At 39.7% G+C, this 18,568-nt stretch carries 17 protein-coding genes; 6 read left to right on the forward strand and 11 right to left on the reverse strand.

Annotation, left to right across the window (positions count from 1 at the left end; all coding sequences use genetic code 11):
* The first annotated feature begins 273 nt into the window (after positions 1 to 273).
* Both PVK62_RS11560 and PVK62_RS11565 read left to right on the forward strand, forming a co-directional pair.
* Positions 274 to 2,628, forward strand: a complete 2,355-nt coding sequence (locus PVK62_RS11560; RefSeq protein WP_274443837.1) for an ATP-binding protein — start codon at positions 274 to 276, stop codon at positions 2,626 to 2,628.
* Between the two features lies 1 nt (position 2,629).
* Positions 2,630 to 3,505, forward strand: a complete 876-nt coding sequence (locus PVK62_RS11565; RefSeq protein WP_130086120.1) for a mechanosensitive ion channel family protein — start codon at positions 2,630 to 2,632, stop codon at positions 3,503 to 3,505.
* 62 nt (positions 3,506 to 3,567) lie between these two features.
* On the opposite strand, the gene PVK62_RS11570 is transcribed toward PVK62_RS11565, so the two are convergent.
* The 3 genes from PVK62_RS11570 to PVK62_RS11580 form a co-directional block, all read right to left on the reverse strand.
* Positions 3,568 to 4,407 (reverse strand): 2OG-Fe(II) oxygenase family protein, encoded by an 840-nt coding sequence (locus PVK62_RS11570; RefSeq protein ID WP_274443838.1) that lies wholly within the window; start codon positions 4,405 to 4,407, stop codon positions 3,568 to 3,570.
* A 256-nt stretch (positions 4,408 to 4,663) separates the two neighbouring features.
* Positions 4,664 to 4,963, reverse strand: a complete 300-nt coding sequence (locus PVK62_RS11575) for a hypothetical protein (RefSeq protein ID WP_122033151.1) — start codon at positions 4,961 to 4,963, stop codon at positions 4,664 to 4,666.
* Complete coding sequence (locus PVK62_RS11580) at positions 4,963 to 5,403, reverse strand: YcgN family cysteine cluster protein (RefSeq protein ID WP_274443906.1); 441 nt, start codon at positions 5,401 to 5,403, stop codon at positions 4,963 to 4,965. The genes PVK62_RS11575 and PVK62_RS11580 overlap by 1 nt, the downstream gene beginning before the upstream one ends.
* A gap of 160 nt (positions 5,404 to 5,563) precedes the next feature.
* Here PVK62_RS11580 and PVK62_RS11585 point away from each other — a divergent pair, with 160 nt between their 5' ends.
* Positions 5,564 to 5,815: a YkgJ family cysteine cluster protein gene (locus tag PVK62_RS11585; protein WP_045102448.1), complete on the forward strand. Its 252-nt coding sequence runs from the start codon at positions 5,564 to 5,566 to the stop codon at positions 5,813 to 5,815.
* Between the two features lie 20 nt (positions 5,816 to 5,835).
* Here PVK62_RS11585 and PVK62_RS11590 read toward each other — a convergent pair whose 3' ends face one another.
* Positions 5,836 to 6,066, reverse strand: a complete 231-nt coding sequence (locus PVK62_RS11590; protein WP_274443839.1) for a TIGR02647 family protein — start codon at positions 6,064 to 6,066, stop codon at positions 5,836 to 5,838.
* A gap of 146 nt (positions 6,067 to 6,212) precedes the next feature.
* Entirely contained in the window at positions 6,213 to 7,112 is a 900-nt protein-coding gene (locus tag PVK62_RS11595; protein ID WP_274443840.1) for a Tim44 domain-containing protein, read from the reverse strand.
* Between the two features lie 224 nt (positions 7,113 to 7,336).
* Between PVK62_RS11595 and PVK62_RS11600 the strand changes: the two genes are divergently transcribed.
* Positions 7,337 to 7,948: a TetR/AcrR family transcriptional regulator gene (locus PVK62_RS11600; protein WP_274443841.1), complete on the forward strand. Its 612-nt coding sequence runs from the start codon at positions 7,337 to 7,339 to the stop codon at positions 7,946 to 7,948.
* A gap of 11 nt (positions 7,949 to 7,959) precedes the next feature.
* On the forward strand, positions 7,960 to 9,828 hold the full coding sequence (locus tag PVK62_RS11605; protein WP_274443842.1) for an MFS transporter: 1,869 nt from the start codon (positions 7,960 to 7,962) through the stop codon (positions 9,826 to 9,828).
* Here PVK62_RS11605 and menE read toward each other — a convergent pair.
* From menE to PVK62_RS11635, 6 genes are all read right to left on the reverse strand, one after another.
* Positions 9,808 to 11,208 carry an o-succinylbenzoate--CoA ligase gene (gene menE / locus PVK62_RS11610; RefSeq protein ID WP_274443843.1) on the reverse strand — a complete coding sequence of 467 codons (1,401 nt, stop codon included), beginning with the start codon at positions 11,206 to 11,208 and terminating at the stop codon, positions 9,808 to 9,810. The genes PVK62_RS11605 and menE overlap by 21 nt on opposite strands.
* Positions 11,196 to 12,170: an o-succinylbenzoate synthase gene (menC, locus tag PVK62_RS11615; protein ID WP_274443844.1), complete on the reverse strand. Its 975-nt coding sequence runs from the start codon at positions 12,168 to 12,170 to the stop codon at positions 11,196 to 11,198. Before menC ends, menE begins: the two co-directional genes overlap by 13 nt.
* Positions 12,171 to 12,248: 78 nt before the next feature.
* Entirely contained in the window at positions 12,249 to 13,115 is an 867-nt protein-coding gene (menB, locus tag PVK62_RS11620) for a 1,4-dihydroxy-2-naphthoyl-CoA synthase (protein WP_274443845.1), read from the reverse strand.
* Between the two features lie 5 nt (positions 13,116 to 13,120).
* A complete protein-coding gene (gene menH / locus PVK62_RS11625; RefSeq protein WP_274443846.1) occupies positions 13,121 to 13,915 on the reverse strand; it encodes a 2-succinyl-6-hydroxy-2,4-cyclohexadiene-1-carboxylate synthase in 795 nt (264 codons plus the stop codon).
* Complete coding sequence (gene menD / locus PVK62_RS11630; protein ID WP_274443847.1) at positions 13,899 to 15,632, reverse strand: 2-succinyl-5-enolpyruvyl-6-hydroxy-3-cyclohexene-1-carboxylic-acid synthase; 1,734 nt, start codon at positions 15,630 to 15,632, stop codon at positions 13,899 to 13,901. The genes menH and menD overlap by 17 nt, the downstream gene beginning before the upstream one ends.
* Entirely contained in the window at positions 15,629 to 16,951 is a 1,323-nt protein-coding gene (locus tag PVK62_RS11635) for an isochorismate synthase (RefSeq protein WP_274443848.1), read from the reverse strand. Before PVK62_RS11635 ends, menD begins: the two co-directional genes overlap by 4 nt.
* A gap of 382 nt (positions 16,952 to 17,333) precedes the next feature.
* Between PVK62_RS11635 and PVK62_RS11640 the strand changes: the two genes are divergently transcribed.
* Complete coding sequence (locus PVK62_RS11640) at positions 17,334 to 18,548, forward strand: pyridoxal phosphate-dependent aminotransferase (protein ID WP_045102459.1); 1,215 nt, start codon at positions 17,334 to 17,336, stop codon at positions 18,546 to 18,548.
* The last annotated feature ends 20 nt before the right edge of the window (positions 18,549 to 18,568 follow it).

Consider the following 18,568-nt stretch of genomic DNA (forward strand, 5'->3'; position numbering starts at 1 on the left):
ACAAATTAACCAACATATTATCGATATTACAGAGTGAGCGGTTAATGCAAATCTTGATCACAGAGACTAATATTTTTATGTCATAATAAGCACAACCGTATAGTGAAATTAATTACCAGAAATGCACATAAATATACGTAATTTAATTCCTATTTAATGTTTTCTTAGAAAAAAACTATAAATTGCAGCAAAGATCACATTTCTAATCAATCAACGAATTTCCACTTATACATACTCATTGTAAATTTTATCTATTGAGACCTTTTTTTACCTATGAATAATATTGTTAATCGTTTTCTTTTAGTGCTAGTACTACTCTACTCATCATCTCTATTAGCTGAGTGGGGAGCCCATGCTAATAACTCAGTATCTATATCTGACTCTGCTGAAAATATCGCAACAGATATTAAACAGCTTCCAGAACAACATTTCTTTTCAAACCAAGATTACGGACAAGTCAAAAGACTAATGTCTCGTACTTTGTTAGAACAAAAGAAACAAGCTCAAGTATTAGAAGATTCATTATCAAATTATCAAGATAATGCCACAGATGATGCATGGACTAATGTTGAAAAAAACTATCGTTCATTAACTTCTTTAAATTCGAGTAAAGAAGCACTTCTGCACCTAACAGAGACAAGAAATAGAGATCAATTAACAGGCTTTGGTCCTCGAGGTGTAACTCAATTTTATGCCGAATTGAAGATCACTAAACTTAATATTAGATACTACACCTATTATCAAATTCGTAGCTTTAAGCAATTACTTAATGACCTTGCTATATCACCAGTGCCTGTGATCAGTGTCCTGCTCAAAGTATTAAGTATTTTCTTTGTTTTTAATTGGTGGATGCGAAACAGTGACCGACTAATTAATGACTTTAAAACATCAAAACTAAAAAGTACCTCAAACCCTAGTTTATTAGTACGTACTGTTTGGTATTGTAGTCGCGCACATAAAGCAATCGCCTATTTATTATTAATTACTGCAACATTACGTATTATTTCAACACTACCGAGTTTGCAACATTTAATCTTTCTAGAGATATTTACTTGGTGGATACTTGGAGGCTCTATTGCTGTTAGTTTCATTTTGGAATTTGCTTATAGAAACAGTAAACATAATAAAAAAGACATTATCGCTTTAAGACTATCAACCATTCGCCGATACGTTTGGGGGATAATTGTGGCTGGAGTAGTTTTACAAATTTCATCAAGAACATTAGGTGAAGGAACTATTTATGCTTGGATTAACTCTGTTGTTTATCTATTTTTTGTCTTACTGACAGTGATTACACTAAAGCGATGGAATAACACCGTATTTAATCGCATAGAGCAATTAGAAACGCATCCATTATCAGTTCAATGGGCAATTAGAAATAAGAATACAATATTGATGTCTATTGCAGCTACTGCATGCGGCTCTGCATGGTTACTTGGTCGAACAATTCAGCATCAAGTAATTTCTATGCTTTCTCAATATGCCGCCTTTAGTCACGTGCTTGCCTATCTCTTTAGAATAGAAGTAGCAAAACAAACAGAAATATCACGTGAGCAATCAAATCTCGTCCGCATAAAAGGAGAAAATGTATTTAATTATATTGCTCCTGGCTCAGAGGAATCAGAGCTACTTGAAGAATATGCGGAAGAAGAAATCGCTTCATTATCACGTTACTTATTAACAGATAGCCCTGCTGTATGTGTATTATCTGGCGAGCGAGGTATTGGTACAACAACCGTATTGAATCGTATTTTAAATAAAGCAAAAAACGTAATACCACTATATATAAACTGCCCTTATGATGGCTACACTGCACTATTACCTGAACTTGCACAATTATTAGGGTTAGAGGAAGGAGCAACAGAGAGGGATATCCTACAGCATCTTAGAAACAGCGAACAATGCTATCTAATTGCATTTGATAATACGCAACGATTAGTAAAACCAAAAGTGAATGGATTAGTTGATTTAATGAAGCTAACAAATTTACTTAGACGTGCGAGAAAAAGTCATCGCGTCGTCTTATCTATTGATAAATCAAGCTGGCGTTTTATCGATCGTGCCCGTGGTGAGCGACTATTATTTGACCTTGTTGCCTTTATGCCCAAGTGGAATGAAAAACAAATTGGTCAGCTCTTAGATTCTCGTATCATTGAAAAAAATGGAGATAGCTCAATTTCCTTTGATGGATTAGTTCTTCCAAAGCAATGGGATGAAGATACCTTAACTGATGAAGAACGAGCTAAGAATGGGTTCTATCGTATTTTGTGGGACTATTCAGATGGTAACCCTACTGTTGCATTACGTTTCTTTAGACTTTCTTTATACAAAGATAAGGAAACTGATACTATATTAGTTCGTTTATTCAGAGCTCCTCATTCTGATGATCTAGAAACGATGCCAAAGCCTATGCTTGCTGTACTGCGTTCAATTGTACAGCTTGAAGTTGCTTCGCCTATCGATCTTTGTGATTGTAGCCGACTCAGCATTGCTGAAGTCATCAGTACATTACGCTACTTTCAAAGTCGTGGTTATATTGAGTGGAATGATGAAAAAGCACGCATCTCTGACCACTGGTATCGCCATATTACTAACGCTCTTCACCGTCAACATCTATTGGTAAAATAATATGATTCGTTTATTCATACTTTGTTTATCTCTATTTTCAGGTAGCTTTGCATTTGCAGAAGATCCTCAATCTATCGATAATTTACAACAATTTACTAGCTTAATCCGTTGGAGTGGCGTTGTTTTCTCCTTCTTTATTATTGTCGGCGCATGGCTATTTCTACGCTTTATTCAGTCCATTGTTGATGGCGTAAGTAGTCAATTTGCACAACGTCGTATGTTAATGCAAAAGTTGCAATCCTTCTTTCAATTTTTCATTTACATGTCGACAGCTGTTGCCGTATTCATGCTCAGTTTCAGAGTTGATGAGCGTGTACTCGCACTGATCGGGGGTACAATCGCAGTTTCTGTGGGTTTTGCATTAAAAGATCTTACCGCCTCATTTATCGCGGGTTTGACCGTCATGATCGACCGACCATTCCAAGTTGGAGATCGAGTTACGTTTGAAGGGCATTATGGGGATATCATTGCCATTGGTTTACGCTCGGTACGAATGCAAACTCTTAATGATGATATTATTACAATACCTAACAATAAATTTTTAAATGACGTAGTAGTAAGTGGAAACTATGGCGGACTTGATATGCAGGTTGTTATTCCTTTCTATATAGGAATGGACCAAGACATTAATAAAGCTCGTGATATTATCCAAGAAGCGGCATCTTCAAGTCGTTATATCCACTTACCAAAGCCTGTAGTGGTCTTAGTTAAACAAACGATAACCGATAACTATCTAGCTATTCAATTAACCTGTAAAGCCTATGTAGTGGATATTAAATTTGAAAAATTATTTGAAACCGATATTACATTACGAGTAATGCAGGAATTTAGAAAAGATGCAATTACTCCTCCAACGATTGCAATCCAAAATAAATAACACTGCTTTTTCTTACTAACGAAAATAGGTAGAGAACCACTCTCTACCTATTTAGTTCTACTTTAAATAACACCTAGTTCACGTAAGCGTTCCATTAAGTAACTATTAGCAGTATAACGTTCAGACAATACAACTTCAGGTTTTGGATGTAAAAACAGCGGCAAAGATATGCGAGATTTGGTTTTATCTGCACCTTCTGGATTAATCACTCGATGTGTTGTTGATGGGTAATATCCCCCAGATGCTTCTTGCAACATATCACCAATATTAATGATTAGGTTACCAAAATCACAAGGTACATCTAACCAGTCACCTTCTTTCGTTTTAACTTGCAAACCTGGCTCATTCGCTGCAGGAAGTACTGTTAATAAGTTAATGTCTTCATGCGCACCAGCTCGGATAGCCCCAAGCTCCTCATCGCCCTCTAACGGTGGGTAATGCAGAACACGAAGCAATGTTTTATCACTTTGCTCTACCATGCTAGACAGTGATTGAGAGTACAATGCAGAGACATCTTCTGGTGAGTGCATTTCTACCCAAGATAACAGCTCACTGGCAAGTACATTAGCGTTATCATAATACTCTTGAATTTGAGCTTTCAATTGGGCAGGACATTGGCCTGTTGGGTAATAATGGTAGTACTCTTTAATGTCTTTTTTGGTGTGCCCTTTTGCGACTTCTGATACCGATGCAGGGAAAAATCCATCTTGAGTTTCTACATTAAACTGGAAGTTCTCTTTCTCTTCACTGTTAAAGAAGTGATACCAATTGTCATAAATACTTTGTACAAGCTCTTGTTGAATTGGGTGATTTTTTAATACGCCAAATCCGGTCTCACGCAGTGACTTAACAAACAGCTCGGCTGCATTCTCAGCAGTGTAATCAATTGCTTCTAATTTCATAATTATTATCTTATCGTTGGCTGGCTGGTTTTTATAATATGTTTTTATAATGTACTGTTAAATTGTATTAAGATGAGCAGAGAGCCTCAAGCTTTAATGTCTAAAAACAGACAACAATTCGTTTACACATAGAAACACAACTATTCTGTGCAACAACAATAAAGAGAAAAAGAAAAAGAAGAATATTTATGGCGGGAGATTACCCAGCTATCGATTTAACAATAGCGGGTAATTTTTAAATTTTTTTAAACCTAAGTTATCTTGGTAGTGGCTCTAAAATTCCATTTCTAACTAAGCCACGGCGAACGTTTTTGCACAGCTTGGCAAAACTTTCGATCTCTGAAAAATTAGGGGTTTCTCCGCGTTGAACGTAAGACTCCCAATACAATAATTCACCTTCCACCAATTCAATTAACTTGCGTGGACAACCTACACACGTATCACCGCATATTTGAGCTTCAGGCGCATCAAATGGAAAATCCGCTTTCACTAATTCAATGATATTTAGCATCGCAGTTTTACGATCAGGCTTTTGTGTTTTTGGTTTGTTGGTCATTAGTTTCTATGAGGGTGATTTGTAATATGGTCTTCCCAGTTTTTCACATCAATCGCGTAAACCACTTTGTTTCTTACGCTTTCGCCAGCAGCATGCATTGCTGATTTAGACCCTGTGATCAGTGGGTGCCATTCAGGGATGTCTTTGCTTTCTGCCAATAGACGATATGCACACGTCACTGGTAACCAGTTAAATTCAGCGATGTTTTCACGGCTTAGTTTTAGGCAGTTTTCACCCGACGTAAAACGCTTAGCGTAATCTTTACACGAACATGTTTTGCTGTTTAACCAGCTACATGCCACGTTAGTGTAGTAAACCTCATCAGTATCTTCATCCATTAACTTGTGTAGACAGCACTTACCACAGCCGTCACAAAGAGATTCCCACTCTTGCTCTGTCATTTCTTCTAATTTTTTTTGTTGCCAAAATTGCTCTGTCATTACTTTACACTCGTTATGGGAAGAGGCGGTTTTATACCCATCTTGAGCTAAAAGTGCAAGTGGTTTACTTATCACTGACTAAGAATCCGGAGTTCTTTTGACCTGAAAGGGGAAGAGTGCTATTTTGCGCATCCTTTAATTGATGCAATGAGATAATGTTATGGAATGTAGATTATATTGCGGTGCTTGCTGTATAGCCCCAAGTATTACGTCATTTATTCCTGGAATGCCTGATGGGAAGCCAGCTGGTGTTCGCTGTGTACAATTAAACGATGAGAACTTGTGTAAGTTATTTGGTAAGGCAGAACGCCCAAAGGTATGTCATCAATTTAAAGCTTGCCCTGACGTATGTGGGTCAACCCCAGAACAAGCTATTCAAACCATCACTGAGCTTGAGTCAATGACGCTATAATTTTTTACAACAGCATTCGATTACGATAATACGCGAATTACGTTTTGTACTTGCTCTGCTGTTTCAATACCGTGGTTTGTTAAATAACCACCATCTTCCTGTGTTACCAATCCTTTCGTGAATAGACGCTTCATTGCTTCGATTGCTTCGGGTGCTGCGTCAGAATGTACTTTTAAACCCGCTTGAGTGCTTTCTAGTGGGAATTGCTTGAGAAGGTTCATTTCTTCAACGATGTCTTTATTAAATGGCATAATATATCTCTCTTATTTATTAACTGAATTCAGCATAGACTGTCTTTAGAAGATTAAAACAGAGCTAGATCACACCTATAAAAAATCCCCATAGGATTACTCGCTATGAGGATATTTTTTAATCAACTTATTATGTATTTAGACAGTTAAGCTTGAATACCAATAATTAACCACGGTGCATTTGGTTGCGTAAGGTCACGCTCCAAGTGCCAGATGTCTGTAATTTCTTCTTCAACACCTTCCACTGAATCACGGTAGCGACCAGAGAACTGCAGGCTAAGCTGTGCGTTATTTTCATTATGATCAGCACGAACGACTTCAGCATCAACAAACATAACGTCTGTGTGTTGCTCACCTTCAAGGTTTGCACGCTCTTTTACTAGATCATTATATAAGCTAATTGATACATACTCTTGAATCGTTTCAAGTTGGTTATGGTTCCATGCACCTTGTAAAATACGGTAGTGCTCACGAGAACCATTGATGAAACCTTGCAGATCAAAACCCGGTGGGTAGTTATGCGGGATCTCATCAGCTGCAGGTGCACCAAAACCGCCTGTTGCTTGTGGCTGTGGCTGTGCTTGATCACCTTGGAAGTATTGCTGGTTATCACGGAAGCTTGGTTTCTCATCATGAGATGCTTGTGGGCCTGCGTATGCTGCCCCTTGCCTCTGATTTATACTGCTGGCCTTTGATGCCATAAACATACGGAAAAGCTTAAATAGGACAAATGCCACACCAGCCATAATTAGAATATCCATAAACTGGATACCTTCAAAACCGCCGCCAGCAAAGATTGATGCTAAAAGGCCACCCATAAGAAGGCCACCAAGTAATCCGCCCATTAAGCCTTTTTTGCTTGATGCGCCTTTAGCTGTATCTTGCTTACCAATGGTATTGGTGTTTTGTTGATTCTGTTTTGGCGCAGGCGCCGTTTTAAAACTTTTGCCAAATGATTTACCACCACCAAATTTCTTTGCTTCTGCATGAGGCGCAGAAAGAACAAAAACAAACATTAGGGCAGCAATAGATAAAAGACGTTTCATTGTCTGTTCCTTTACTGTATTAAAATAATTTAAACTGATAATAGCCTGCATTGCTTCATATTGGGAGCTTTAAAATTGATCAGGATGTTTCAGAGTGTTAAAAGCCCTCTATTTTATTCCCAACACTGTGCTTTACGTCCTAATTGATAAAACTCTTACTTGAAGAATCGGTAGATACATCTAAAATTAAGAACATTGTACATAATTTTATAGATCAAGGTTATATGGCGCGTAGAAACGACCATACTCATCAGGAAATACGCGATATGGCATTAGATAATGTCAAAGTATTCCTTGGCGAGCATAGTCATCACGAACTCAGTTTAAGAAAACTAGCAAAAAGCATTGGCTATGTGCCTAGTACATTAGTGAATATTTTTGGTAGCTATAATTTATTGCTTCTGAGCTCTATCGCCCAAACGCTAGATGAAATCATGCTGCAAATAAATCAAGGATTAGAAAATAGCGCGATCCCTGAAGAAGCACTAAAAACCATTGCTTACTGTTATTATGACTTTGCCCAGCAGCACCCTAATCGCTGGCGTTTGGTGTTTCAACATAATATGAATGGTGAGGCCTTACCTGATTGGCAAGAGCACCGTATAAGCCAAATGATGGGCGTTCTTGAAGAGATAATTAAAACCATTAATCCAATTAAAGAACAGAGTGAGATAGAACAAAGTAGCCGCGTTATTTGGGCCAGTGTTCACGGTATTACATTATTAAGCTTAGATGATTTACTGTTTTCATCAACACCTATTGATGGTCATCTGCTCATTGATAATCTACTATTGAATTATATTAATCAGTGGAAGCAACACTCGCTTTATAATTAAAGGGATTTTTCATGGCGAAGCAAGCCAAACTCTTAACTCAACGTCGTTTTTTACCTTACTTCTTAACTCAATCTTTAGGTGCATTTAACGACAATATTTATAAGAATACCCTACTATTATTTGTCGCTTTTTCCAGTGTTGATAGCTTACCCATCTCTTCCAATTTATTTATTAACCTTGCTGCTGGTTTATTTATTCTCCCTTTCTTTCTTTTTTCTGCCCCCGCGGGGATCCTTGCTGATAAATATGAAAAATCAGCGTTCATTAGAAAAGTAAAGCTAGCTGAAATCATCATTATGCTGTTTGGTGCCCTTGCTTTTATTCTTCAAAATTACACTTTACTGCTGATCCTTTTGTTTTTAATGGGAACACAATCTGCCTTTTTTGGTCCGGTTAAATACGCCCTTCTTCCTCAACAACTAAAAGACGAAGAACTCGTTTCTGGTAATGCCTTGGTTGAAACTGGTACTTTTCTGGCTATTTTATTCGGGACTATTACTGCAGGTTTTATCGCATCACAAGAATATTCAGAATACATCGCAGCAGGAGCTGTTGTTCTATTTGCGGTATTAGGGTATCTCGCCAGTCGTTCCATTCCTTATGCAGAAGCGGTTGCACCAGATTTAGGTTTTAAATGGCAACCAATCAAGCAAACAAGGCAAACATTTCGTATTGCCAAACAAGATCGTACGGTATTTCTTTCTATTATGGGGATCAGCTGGTTTTGGTTTCTTGGAGCAAGCTATTTAACACAATTCCCAAACTTTACGCATTTACATCTCAATGATAATGCGATTACGGTAACCGTTTTATTAGCTCTATTTTCTATTGGAATTGCAATGGGTTCACTTGGTTGTGATCTATTATCCAAACACAGAATCGAACTTGGTATTATTCCTTTAGGGTGCTTAGGCATTACTCTCTTTGGCTTAAACCTTGCGTTATATACACCAACATCACCCATTGATGTTACAGGCTTCACCGCTATCCTACTTCACCCTGATTTATGGCCTGTTTTTATTAATTTATTCTTTTTAGGGATCTTCGGTGGTTTATTTATTGTTCCCTTATACACATTGATTCAAAAGCGTCCTGAAGCTAAACATCGTTCACAAATCATTGCCGCTAATAATATTTATAATGCATTATTTATGGTTGCTAGCGCCATTCTAGGGATGGTGTGTTTGTCTGTTTTAGAGCTTTCTATTCCTCAGTTTTTCATCCTGCTAGCCACATTAAATGGCGTTGTCGCACTCTTTTTATTCTATAAAGTGCCTGTTTTTGTCATTCGTTTTTTATTATGGGTGCTCACGCATACATTATATCGAGTTAAACACCAAGGTTTACAGAACTTACCTGAAGAAGGCGGCGCTTTATTAGTCTGTAATCACATCACTTATATGGATGCTTTTATTTTAAGTGGTGCCTGCCCTCGTCCAATCCGTTTTGTAATGGAAGAGGAATACGCTGAATTACCTTTAGTTAACTACTTCTTCCGTCTAACCAAAGTCATTCCTATTAATGCAGCAAAAAGTGGTTCTATTCGTCGTGCCTTTTTTGATGTTGAAGAAGCGTTATCTAACGGTGAAATCGTCTTAATTTTTCCAGAAGGGGTATTAACTCACGATGGTGACGTGGGGCCATTTTTACGAGGAATATACATCATACTGAAACGCTCCCCCGTACCTGTAATTCCAATGGCACTGCGTGGTTTATGGGGCAGTTTCTTTAGTCGTCATGGTGGGAGGGCGATATTAAAACGACCAAGCCGCTGTTGGTCAAAAATAGAAGTGGTAGCCGGAGAACCCGTACCACCACATCTAGCAGCATCAAGCGTAATGCGTGAAAAAGTAATTCAATTACGCGGTGATTGGCAGTGAGTCAACCCACTCTTTTACTTGTGGACGTGAAATTTTAAGGCTGGTTCCAAGTAAGTGTTCAGGCATAGTTTCATAGCGAATTGGACATTCAAACTGAGTTAATTTCTCTTTTAAGAAGGAGTGCAGTTCGTCATGGCTAATCGGTTGTGTCATTTTGATAACGGCAACAGGTCGTTGGCCAAATTCGTCATCTGCCACATCAATAACAATCACTTTCTCAATCGCATCATGCGCTAACAAAGCCAATTCAATTTTTTCAGGATGAATGTTTTCACCACCGGAAATAAACATATTGTCAGCTCGGCCCTGAATATGAAGCTCCGCACCAATAACATGACCAAGATCGTTACTTTGATACCAACCCTCTTCATTAGTCATATTTATGATGCCAGATGAACGATAGTATCCTAAAGCTAGGCACTCACCGCGAACAAGTACTTCACCTTTTTCAATACGCAATTCACGATAATGCAGCACATTACCGACCCCTGATTGACCATCTGCCAGTTTTGCGGTTACCGTCGAAGCCATCTCCGTCATGCCATAACCTAGCCAACATTCAATGCCATTATCTTTAGCTGCATTAGTCAATTCTGTTGGAATAACAGCCCCACCAAGTAACACACGTTTTAATGCTAGGCGTGAGACATCACCGCTATCTAAAATTCGCTGCAACTGAGTTGGAACTAATGAGGCGTGAGTGACACCACATAAATCATTTAATAAGCCTTCTTTAGTTGGCATCACAATTGTTGCGCCCGTTAATAACCAACGCCATACAATCGCTAAACCTGATACATGGAATAAAGGCAAAGATAATAACCATGAATCGCAATTATCAAATTCCATTGTACTTAGTAAGCCAGCAGCTGAATACAAATGGTTATTTATACTGTGTGCAACGGCTTTTGGTAACCCAGTAGAACCTGAGGTAAAGGTCAAGGTCGCTAATCGATTTGGTTGCCATGTCGCAGCAATCACTCCGTATTCAGCGTTGATTAATTGCAGATGGTGCCAAGTCCCAGAAATACTCTCTTGTCCTTCACCAAACCACATATGTTGCGCTGAAATATTCGTTACTAACTGATGAAGTTGAGCCCTCGGCGTCTTTGGATTAATCGCTGAAAAACGCGCACCTATACGAATACACGCTAACTGCAACCAAATGAGCTCAATGCCACTTTTAGCAACACTAACAACAACGTCATCACGCTTAACGCCTTGTTGAATAAGACCGTTAGCGTATTGATTTACTTGATTTGATACTTCGCCCCAAGTCCATACATTGTTGCCATCACGAAGAGCAATTTCCATTTCACGATCTTCACCCCACTTTGCCCAAGGCCAAGTCGTAAAAAGTGGAGAAATTAGTTTTCCCATACGATTTTAAGCTCTGATAATGTATTCAGTGGTAACTGACAATTAGGCCATGGCGTATCTAATTGCATTTTAAAAAGATCAATAGTATCTAAACCTGGAATTGTGTCTGGTGTTTTCCATGCGGCCAATCGCGCTAACTGTGTTAATGCAAGACTTGACTCCAAGCTTGAGCTAATCACCGCCTGCATACCTAGTTTATGCGCAGCTTCAACAAGGACCAAGCACTTCTCAATTGAGCCAATCATGGTTGGTTTGATCACAATCGCTTTTACGCCTTCTTGAGCTGTTATTTCAAAACCATCATCACGCACGGTTTCGTCCCAAGCAATGGCAATACCTGTTGCTTGTGAGAATGCCAAGCTCTCTTCTGGTGTATGGCAAGGCTCTTCTAAGAATTCGATACGAGAGCGAAATTGTGGACTAACGTAATTAGCAAATTGCTCCGCTTTTTTTGGCGTCCAGTTACGGTTAGCATCAAGACGTAAAGAGAGATCAGGAATAAGCTCTAAGAACATATTCGCAACCATTCCATCACGGATCGCTTCATATAAACCGACTTTAATTTTCGCGATTTTTTTGCCACTCATCTCATTAAGCTTAACCACTAAATCATCAGGATCACCTGAGCATAATGGTGCCGCTTGGTAATTACCTTCTTGCGGTAAGCCGCCTTCAAGCTCTAGCAATGCCATGCTAAAGCCAAAGGCTACTGATGGGCAATTCGCATCAAGATCCAGCGCTTCACCATTGAGCCACGCTTGCGCCAGTGATAATAAATCTTCTCGCGCTTGCTCTAGTGTCTCTTGACTAAACTCAGGCAGAGGGGCAACCTCTCCTTTACCGCAGTGCGCTCCATCACGTAATTCAATGATCAAGCCATCTCGTTGTTGAAGACGTTGTTCACGAAGAATAACTCCACTGTCCATAGGGAGTTGGTATTGATATATTTTGGCTGCTTTCATTTGTTACTCCAACCAATAAAAAGAAAAAAGAGACTCATAAAGAGCCTCTAATACTTAAATCAAATCAGTGATAAATGTTTACGGATTACGAGGGAATTTATCGAAATCAGGACGACGCTTTTCATTAAAGGCGTTACGACCTTCTTGACCTTCTTCTGTCATGTAGAACATCATGGTTGCGTTACCCGCTAACTCTTGAAGACCCGCTTGACCATCACAGTCCGCATTTAATGCCGCTTTAAGGCAACGTAATGCCATTGGGCTGTGTTGCAGTGTTTCACGACACCAACGAACCGTTTCTTTTTCTAAATCAGCAACAGGAACAACCGTGTTTACTAGGCCCATGTCCAATGCTTCTTTTGCGTCATAGAAACGACATAAAAACCAAATTTCACGCGCTTTTTTCTGACCAACGATACGAGCCATGTAAGATGCCCCCCAACCGCCATCAAAAGAACCCACTTTAGGGCCTGTTTGACCAAATTGCGCGTTCTCTGCGGCAATAGTTAAGTCACACATCATATGCAGAACATGACCACCACCAACAGCGTAGCCTGCAACAGCTGCGATAACTGGTTTTGGACACGTACGAATTTGACGTTGGAAATCCAAGACATTTAAGTGGTGGGTGCCACTGTCATCACGGTAGCCGCCGTAATCACCACGGATCTTCTGATCACCACCTGAACAGAATGCATCTTCGCCTAAACCGGTAAGAATAATAACGCCAACTTTCTCGTCATAACGAGCATCAGCTAGCGCATCAATCATCTCTTTAACCGTACCAGGTCGGAAAGCGTTACGTACTTGCGGACGTGCAATAGTGATTTTCGCAATGCCATCTGCTGATTTATGATATTGAATGTCTTCGTATTGCGCAGTGCAATCTGTCCAATCTACTGGAGCATAAAGTTCTTGTTCTGAAATGCCAACAGTTCTTGCCATGGGTTTTATTTCCATTGTTGTAAGAATGTATTAAGTACATGTGTAAAGCGTTCGGGCTGTTCCACATGTACGTTATGCCCTGCCTGAGCAATGATTTGATACGTTAATTGACTTTGCTCAGCCAAGTATTGAAATTTGTTATCTGCTTCGCCGCAAATATAAAGCATAGGAATGGTGCTACGATGTAAGGCTTCAAGCAAATATGGTTGCTTAGCCAGTGAGGTAGCTCTCAACATCATCCCAATTGACTTACCAAGATTATCACTTCTTTTTACCACTAAATCTTGTCTTTGCTCAGGATTTAGTGAAGAAAATACCGGTTGTTGATACCAAGTGTCTAAAACATCGACAATCGGTTGTTGTTCAAATCGCTCAGCCCAAGCTATATCGTTTTTTAATCGAGCTTGTTTCTCTTTTGCGCAAGGCAACCCTAAATTACCACCTTCAATACACAGGCCACGTAACACAATATTTTCTGGTAATTTAAAGCAAGCATTTAGGTACATGGCTATTCGGGCACCTAAAGAGTAACCCACAAAAATAAATTCTTGATAAGGGCTGCTTTCAAGTTGCTCGACTATCAAGCGACAAGTTTGATCAAAACCATGACTTTCTGACACATTAATTAAGCGACTATGACCATGACCAGGAAGATCGATTAATAACACCGGATGAGTTTTCACGATCGCTGACGCTATTTTTTCCCAATCACCTATTGAGCCTAATAGTCCGTGTAAAAATACCACGCAAGGTTGTGCGGTATTTTCTTTAGGCTCAATGCATTTAGAATAAAGTGGCATGTTGGATTGTTTGGAATAAACGCGTTAATTCTTCACCGGCTTGCCCTGCGGGGGTGTTAATTTCCACTAAATGAACCCCCTGCTGTAGACCCTCATTAATTATCGACATCGCACAACTTAATGTTTCAGGCCTATGATAGGCCAAACCAAACATCGCAGCGGCATGACTAAACTCTAGCTGATGAGGCATACGGTAGAAATCATCTTTTTTCTTTTCATCAACAGGCAGTAAATCAAAAATACCCCCACCATCATTATTGATGACCACGATAACGACAGGTTGAGTCGCTTGCTTTAGTAATGCTAATGAATTCAAGTCATAAAGCAGAGATGTGTCTCCGACTATAGTCAATAATGGATTTTGATTTGCTCGTTGAACACCCACCGCGGTTGCGATTAATCCATCAATGCCTGAAGCACCACGATTGGTATAGCAGTGTTGTTGATTTAGCTCTCCAACCATATCTAACAAGCGCACAATTAAGCTATTACCTATAAACCAATCACACGATTCAGCCTTCTGGCCTATGGTAAGCGCAAAGCTTAATTCTGATAGTGTTTCGCTGTGGCATGCCATAGAGCGAGCCAATGCCAATGCATTAAGAGAGGCCACCTTTAAAGACTCACTCCACAATAGAGAAGGTGCGTGATCAAAGAAGCAATCTCGCTCGGTTAAGCTTTCAGTATGAGTCTGGCACCATGCTGTAATATCTGCACGATAGCGAACATGAGAATGGCAACGGGCATCAAGTAGTTCAAAGTGTGGGTCAACCAAGTAGTAATCTTGTTGATATTTATCTAGCCATGCACTTAAGCGTTTAGACACGAGACGTGCACCAAACTGAAGTACACACTCAATATCGGCAAGTAATTCAATACAGGCTGTATTCTGTAACCATAAATCGTAATGCGCCCATGATGAGTAATAACCTGATTGTGGATCAGCCAACACTGGCCATCCTAATTCTTGCGCTAATTTCGCTGCGATTTGCGCCTCTTCTAACGTAACGTTACCGATAATCACAATGCCTTTCTTCTGGGCTGTTTTCATCCATTGAGGTGATACGGTCACAACTGAAGAATAACGAGATTGTTGAATATAGGTTGAGAATGCGTCTTTCCATTCTTGAATAGGCACAAGATAATCTCGCACAAGATCATTATCTTTGTTGCCATAAAATGGCTCTGGAAAAGGACAGTTAATATGAATAGCTCCACCCTGCTCTTGCTGAGCAAAGCAAGCTTGATCTAATCGACTTAATAACCACTGGGCTGAAATATTAATGCTTGGGGATGGCAGTAGAAGAGAGTGACAAACATGAGATGAGAATATGCCTTGCTGATTAATCGCTTGATTTGCACCACAGTTAATCAATTCAATGGGACGATCTGCTGTAAGCAATATTAACTTCTCTTTGGTTAACCCTGATTCAGCAACCGCAGGCAACAAATTAGCAACTGCCGTTCCTGATGTCACTATCACCGCAACGGATTCTTTTGATGCTTTAGCAATACCAAGAGCAAGAAAACCCAAGCCCCGCTCATCAAAATGAGTATGGATCGATAAATGTTGATGCTCTGAAGCCGCAAGCGTTAATGGCGTTGAGCGCGATCCCGGAGCAATACAAACATGCTTCACTCCATTTCGAACTAACTCTTCAATAATTAACTCAGCCCAAACTTGGTTTAACATTACTTGCTGCTCTGGTTGCATCATGCGACTTGCGACTCCTTGATCTCTACATTCACGGTAGGATCCGATTCTAATAAGGTACACAGAGTTGAGGTTTTTTTGTCTAACTCTTCCCATTCACTGCTTGGTTCAGAGCCAGGTACAATCCCTGCCCCTGCAAATAGGTGCAATTTATTACCCATAACTAATGCGCTACGAATAGCGACACAAAATTCGCTACGCTGCTGACTTAAAAAACCGATAGCGCCACTATACCAACCACGGGCAAACGGTTCATTGTCGATAATAAAATCCAACGCCGACATACGAGGTAAACCTGCAATGGCTGCGGTTGGTTGTAAATTATCTAATAATTGTGAATCATTGCAATCTGAATTTATTTCAGCTGAAATTGGACGTTTCAAGTGTTGAACTTTACGTAACTTCACGAGTTCTGAGCTTTCCGCTACCGTCATTGATAAGCTAAATTTAGATAAGCGATTGATAATATCATCGACGACAAGACGGTTTTCATATTGATTTTTCTTATCTGCAATAAGCCAAGAAGCGAGTTGGTTATCTTCTTCTTCATCATGACCACGGCCAATGGTTCCTGCTAAAGCCTCTGTTTTTAAAGCATAACCATTACGTACATACAAACGCTCTGGTGTTGAACCAATAAAACAGTGTTCACTATCTAACGCCATCATAAAATGAAAGCTATGGCTGTTAGCTTTACGACTCGATTTTAAAAATTGAGCAGACGATAAGTCTTGATCAAGCGTTAATGTCGTTTTACGCGCAAGAACCACTTTCTCAAACTGCTTGTTTGAAATAGCGATCAACGCTTTATTGACCATATTGGTCCAATCGGCTTTTTCTGGCGTGTTAATGCGTTGAGTCACTCGACAATGTAATTCTGATAATGACGAAAAATGCTCGACAAGTTTACCTAGTGTAGATAGCAGGCGAGAATTATCGTCTGATAGATTCACCATGATCTGCCAAGAGGAGGCTAAACGGCTGATTTCTACTTGCGGTAAAAAGAAAAAAGACGACATACAACGTCGATTACGTTCGGTGCGGCCATCAAAAGAGCGTCCCCCCCAGATACGTTGCTGCGGTGCTAACACTTTTTGTGCAGCACTTGGGTCAGTAAAAGTCTTCACTTGCCCCACAACCGCGACTTCTTCTTGGCTATCTCGAGACTGCCAATAAAACTTAGGGTATACCGGCTGAGCTTCTAGCCAGTCAATCAGTTGGTCACCAATAGACCAATCCAATTCAAGGCAAATAGTATGGGATGTCGTTGCCTGCATAATTTGATGACGAATCGATTCAATGGCATTTTGAAAAGTGGACAAATTAACCTCTCTTGATCGTTTTCAGCCATCATGGCAACCGTATTGCACAAGCGGAATTGCTTGCTATTTCCTTGTATGAATTAGTTATTCTAGCAAAAGGTTTGAAAATAAAAAATAATTCACATCAATTGTATGTCTAAAAAATAAAACTATTATCAAATTTTGCTTATTTATGTAAATCTAAAACAATATGAACGTCCCTTTATTGCACAGATATTAGCCAACACGGTTCATTTCCAACATAAATGGAAAAAGTCTCTTTATCAGTAGTAAATATTGCCGATGCGAATTTTGCGTGATTATTTTCTAAAAATTGTTTCTCAGTCCCCTAGAAATAGTGTAATTTGATTCTATAACGTATTTTTTTCATCAGGGTTTCACCATGCAAAATATTGGAATGTCATCAAAACTTAGCAGTGTATGCTACGACATCCGCGGTCCAGTTCTTAAACATGCTAAAAGAATGGAAGAAGAAGGTCACAAAATTCTTAAACTAAACATTGGGAATCCCGCCCCATTTGGCTTTGACGCCCCTGATGAAATCCTAGTTGATGTGATTAAAAACCTGCCAACGTCGCAAGGTTACTGTGATTCAAAAGGTATCTACTCTGCTCGTAAAGCGGTAGTTCAGCATTATCAACGTCGTGGTCTATTGGATTTAGATGTAGAAGATGTCTACATCGGTAATGGGGCTTCAGAGCTTATCGTAATGGCAATGCAGGCATTATTGAATAATGGTGACGAAATGCTAGTGCCTGCACCTGACTATCCATTATGGACGGCATCAGTGGCTCTTTCTGGTGGTAAACCCGTTCATTATCTATGTGATGAAGGTGCAGATTGGTATCCAGATCTTGATGACATTAAAAAGAAGATCACCCCTAATACTAAAGGTATTGTACTAATCAACCCGAATAACCCAACGGGTGCGGTGTATAGTCGTGATTTCTTACTACAAGTCGTTGAGATTGCGCGTCAAAATAACCTAATCATCTTTGCTGATGAAATTTATGACAAAGTACTTTATGACGGTGCTGTTCATACAACATTAGCAACACTGGCACCTGATCTTTTAACGGTGACGTTTAACGGTCTATCAAAAGCGTACCGTGTGTGTGGTTTCCGTGGTGGCTGGATGTTCTTGAATGGTCCTAAAGATCACGCTCAAGGCTATATTGCTGGTTTAGATATGCTGGCTTCAATGCGTTTGTGTGCCAACGTGCCAATGCAACACGCGATTCAAACTGCGCTAGGTGGTTATCAAAGCATTAATGAGCTTCTGCTTCCGGGTGGTCGTTTGTTAGAGCAACGTGATAAAGCGTATGACTTAATCACTCAAATCCCTGGCGTAAGTTGTGTGAAACCAAAAGGGGCAATGTACTTGTTCCCTAAACTTGATCCTAAGATGTACAAGATTAAAGATGATCAGAAGTTTGTTCTAGATTTCTTAATCAAAGAAAAAGTACTGTTAGTTCAAGGTACTGGCTTTAACTGGCCAAAACCCGATCACTTCCGCATCGTAACACTGCCTCGTGTTGACGATTTAGAAACGGCAATTGGTCGTCTAGAGCGCTTCTTACATACTTATAAGCAGTAATTGCTCTAATATCAATCACG

It is taken from the genome of Aliivibrio sp. S3MY1, assembly GCF_028765575.1.
In the GTDB taxonomy this organism is placed as follows: Bacteria; Pseudomonadota; Gammaproteobacteria; order Enterobacterales; family Vibrionaceae; genus Aliivibrio.

Coding starts and splice junctions, on each gene's coding strand:
- PVK62_RS11600 (WP_274443841.1), top strand. CDS start 7,337: ATGGCGCGTAGAAACGACCATACTCATCAGGAAATACGCGATATGGCA.
- menC (WP_274443844.1), bottom strand. CDS start 12,170: ATGAAAGCAGCCAAAATATATCAATACCAACTCCCTATGGACAGTGGA.
- menD (WP_274443847.1), bottom strand. CDS start 15,632: ATGATGCAACCAGAGCAGCAAGTAATGTTAAACCAAGTTTGGGCTGAG.
- PVK62_RS11580 (WP_274443906.1), bottom strand. CDS start 5,403: ATGACAGAGCAATTTTGGCAACAAAAAAAATTAGAAGAAATGACAGAG.
- PVK62_RS11585 (WP_045102448.1), top strand. CDS start 5,564: ATGGAATGTAGATTATATTGCGGTGCTTGCTGTATAGCCCCAAGTATT.
- PVK62_RS11565 (WP_130086120.1), top strand. CDS start 2,630: ATGATTCGTTTATTCATACTTTGTTTATCTCTATTTTCAGGTAGCTTT.
- PVK62_RS11595 (WP_274443840.1), bottom strand. CDS start 7,112: ATGAAACGTCTTTTATCTATTGCTGCCCTAATGTTTGTTTTTGTTCTT.
- PVK62_RS11575 (WP_122033151.1), bottom strand. CDS start 4,963: ATGACCAACAAACCAAAAACACAAAAGCCTGATCGTAAAACTGCGATG.
- PVK62_RS11605 (WP_274443842.1), top strand. CDS start 7,960: ATGGCGAAGCAAGCCAAACTCTTAACTCAACGTCGTTTTTTACCTTAC.
- PVK62_RS11640 (WP_045102459.1), top strand. CDS start 17,334: ATGCAAAATATTGGAATGTCATCAAAACTTAGCAGTGTATGCTACGAC.
- menB (WP_274443845.1), bottom strand. CDS start 13,115: ATGGCAAGAACTGTTGGCATTTCAGAACAAGAACTTTATGCTCCAGTA.
- menH (WP_274443846.1), bottom strand. CDS start 13,915: ATGCCACTTTATTCTAAATGCATTGAGCCTAAAGAAAATACCGCACAA.
- PVK62_RS11570 (WP_274443838.1), bottom strand. CDS start 4,407: ATGAAATTAGAAGCAATTGATTACACTGCTGAGAATGCAGCCGAGCTG.
- PVK62_RS11590 (WP_274443839.1), bottom strand. CDS start 6,066: ATGCCATTTAATAAAGACATCGTTGAAGAAATGAACCTTCTCAAGCAA.
- PVK62_RS11560 (WP_274443837.1), top strand. CDS start 274: ATGAATAATATTGTTAATCGTTTTCTTTTAGTGCTAGTACTACTCTAC.
- menE (WP_274443843.1), bottom strand. CDS start 11,208: ATGGGAAAACTAATTTCTCCACTTTTTACGACTTGGCCTTGGGCAAAG.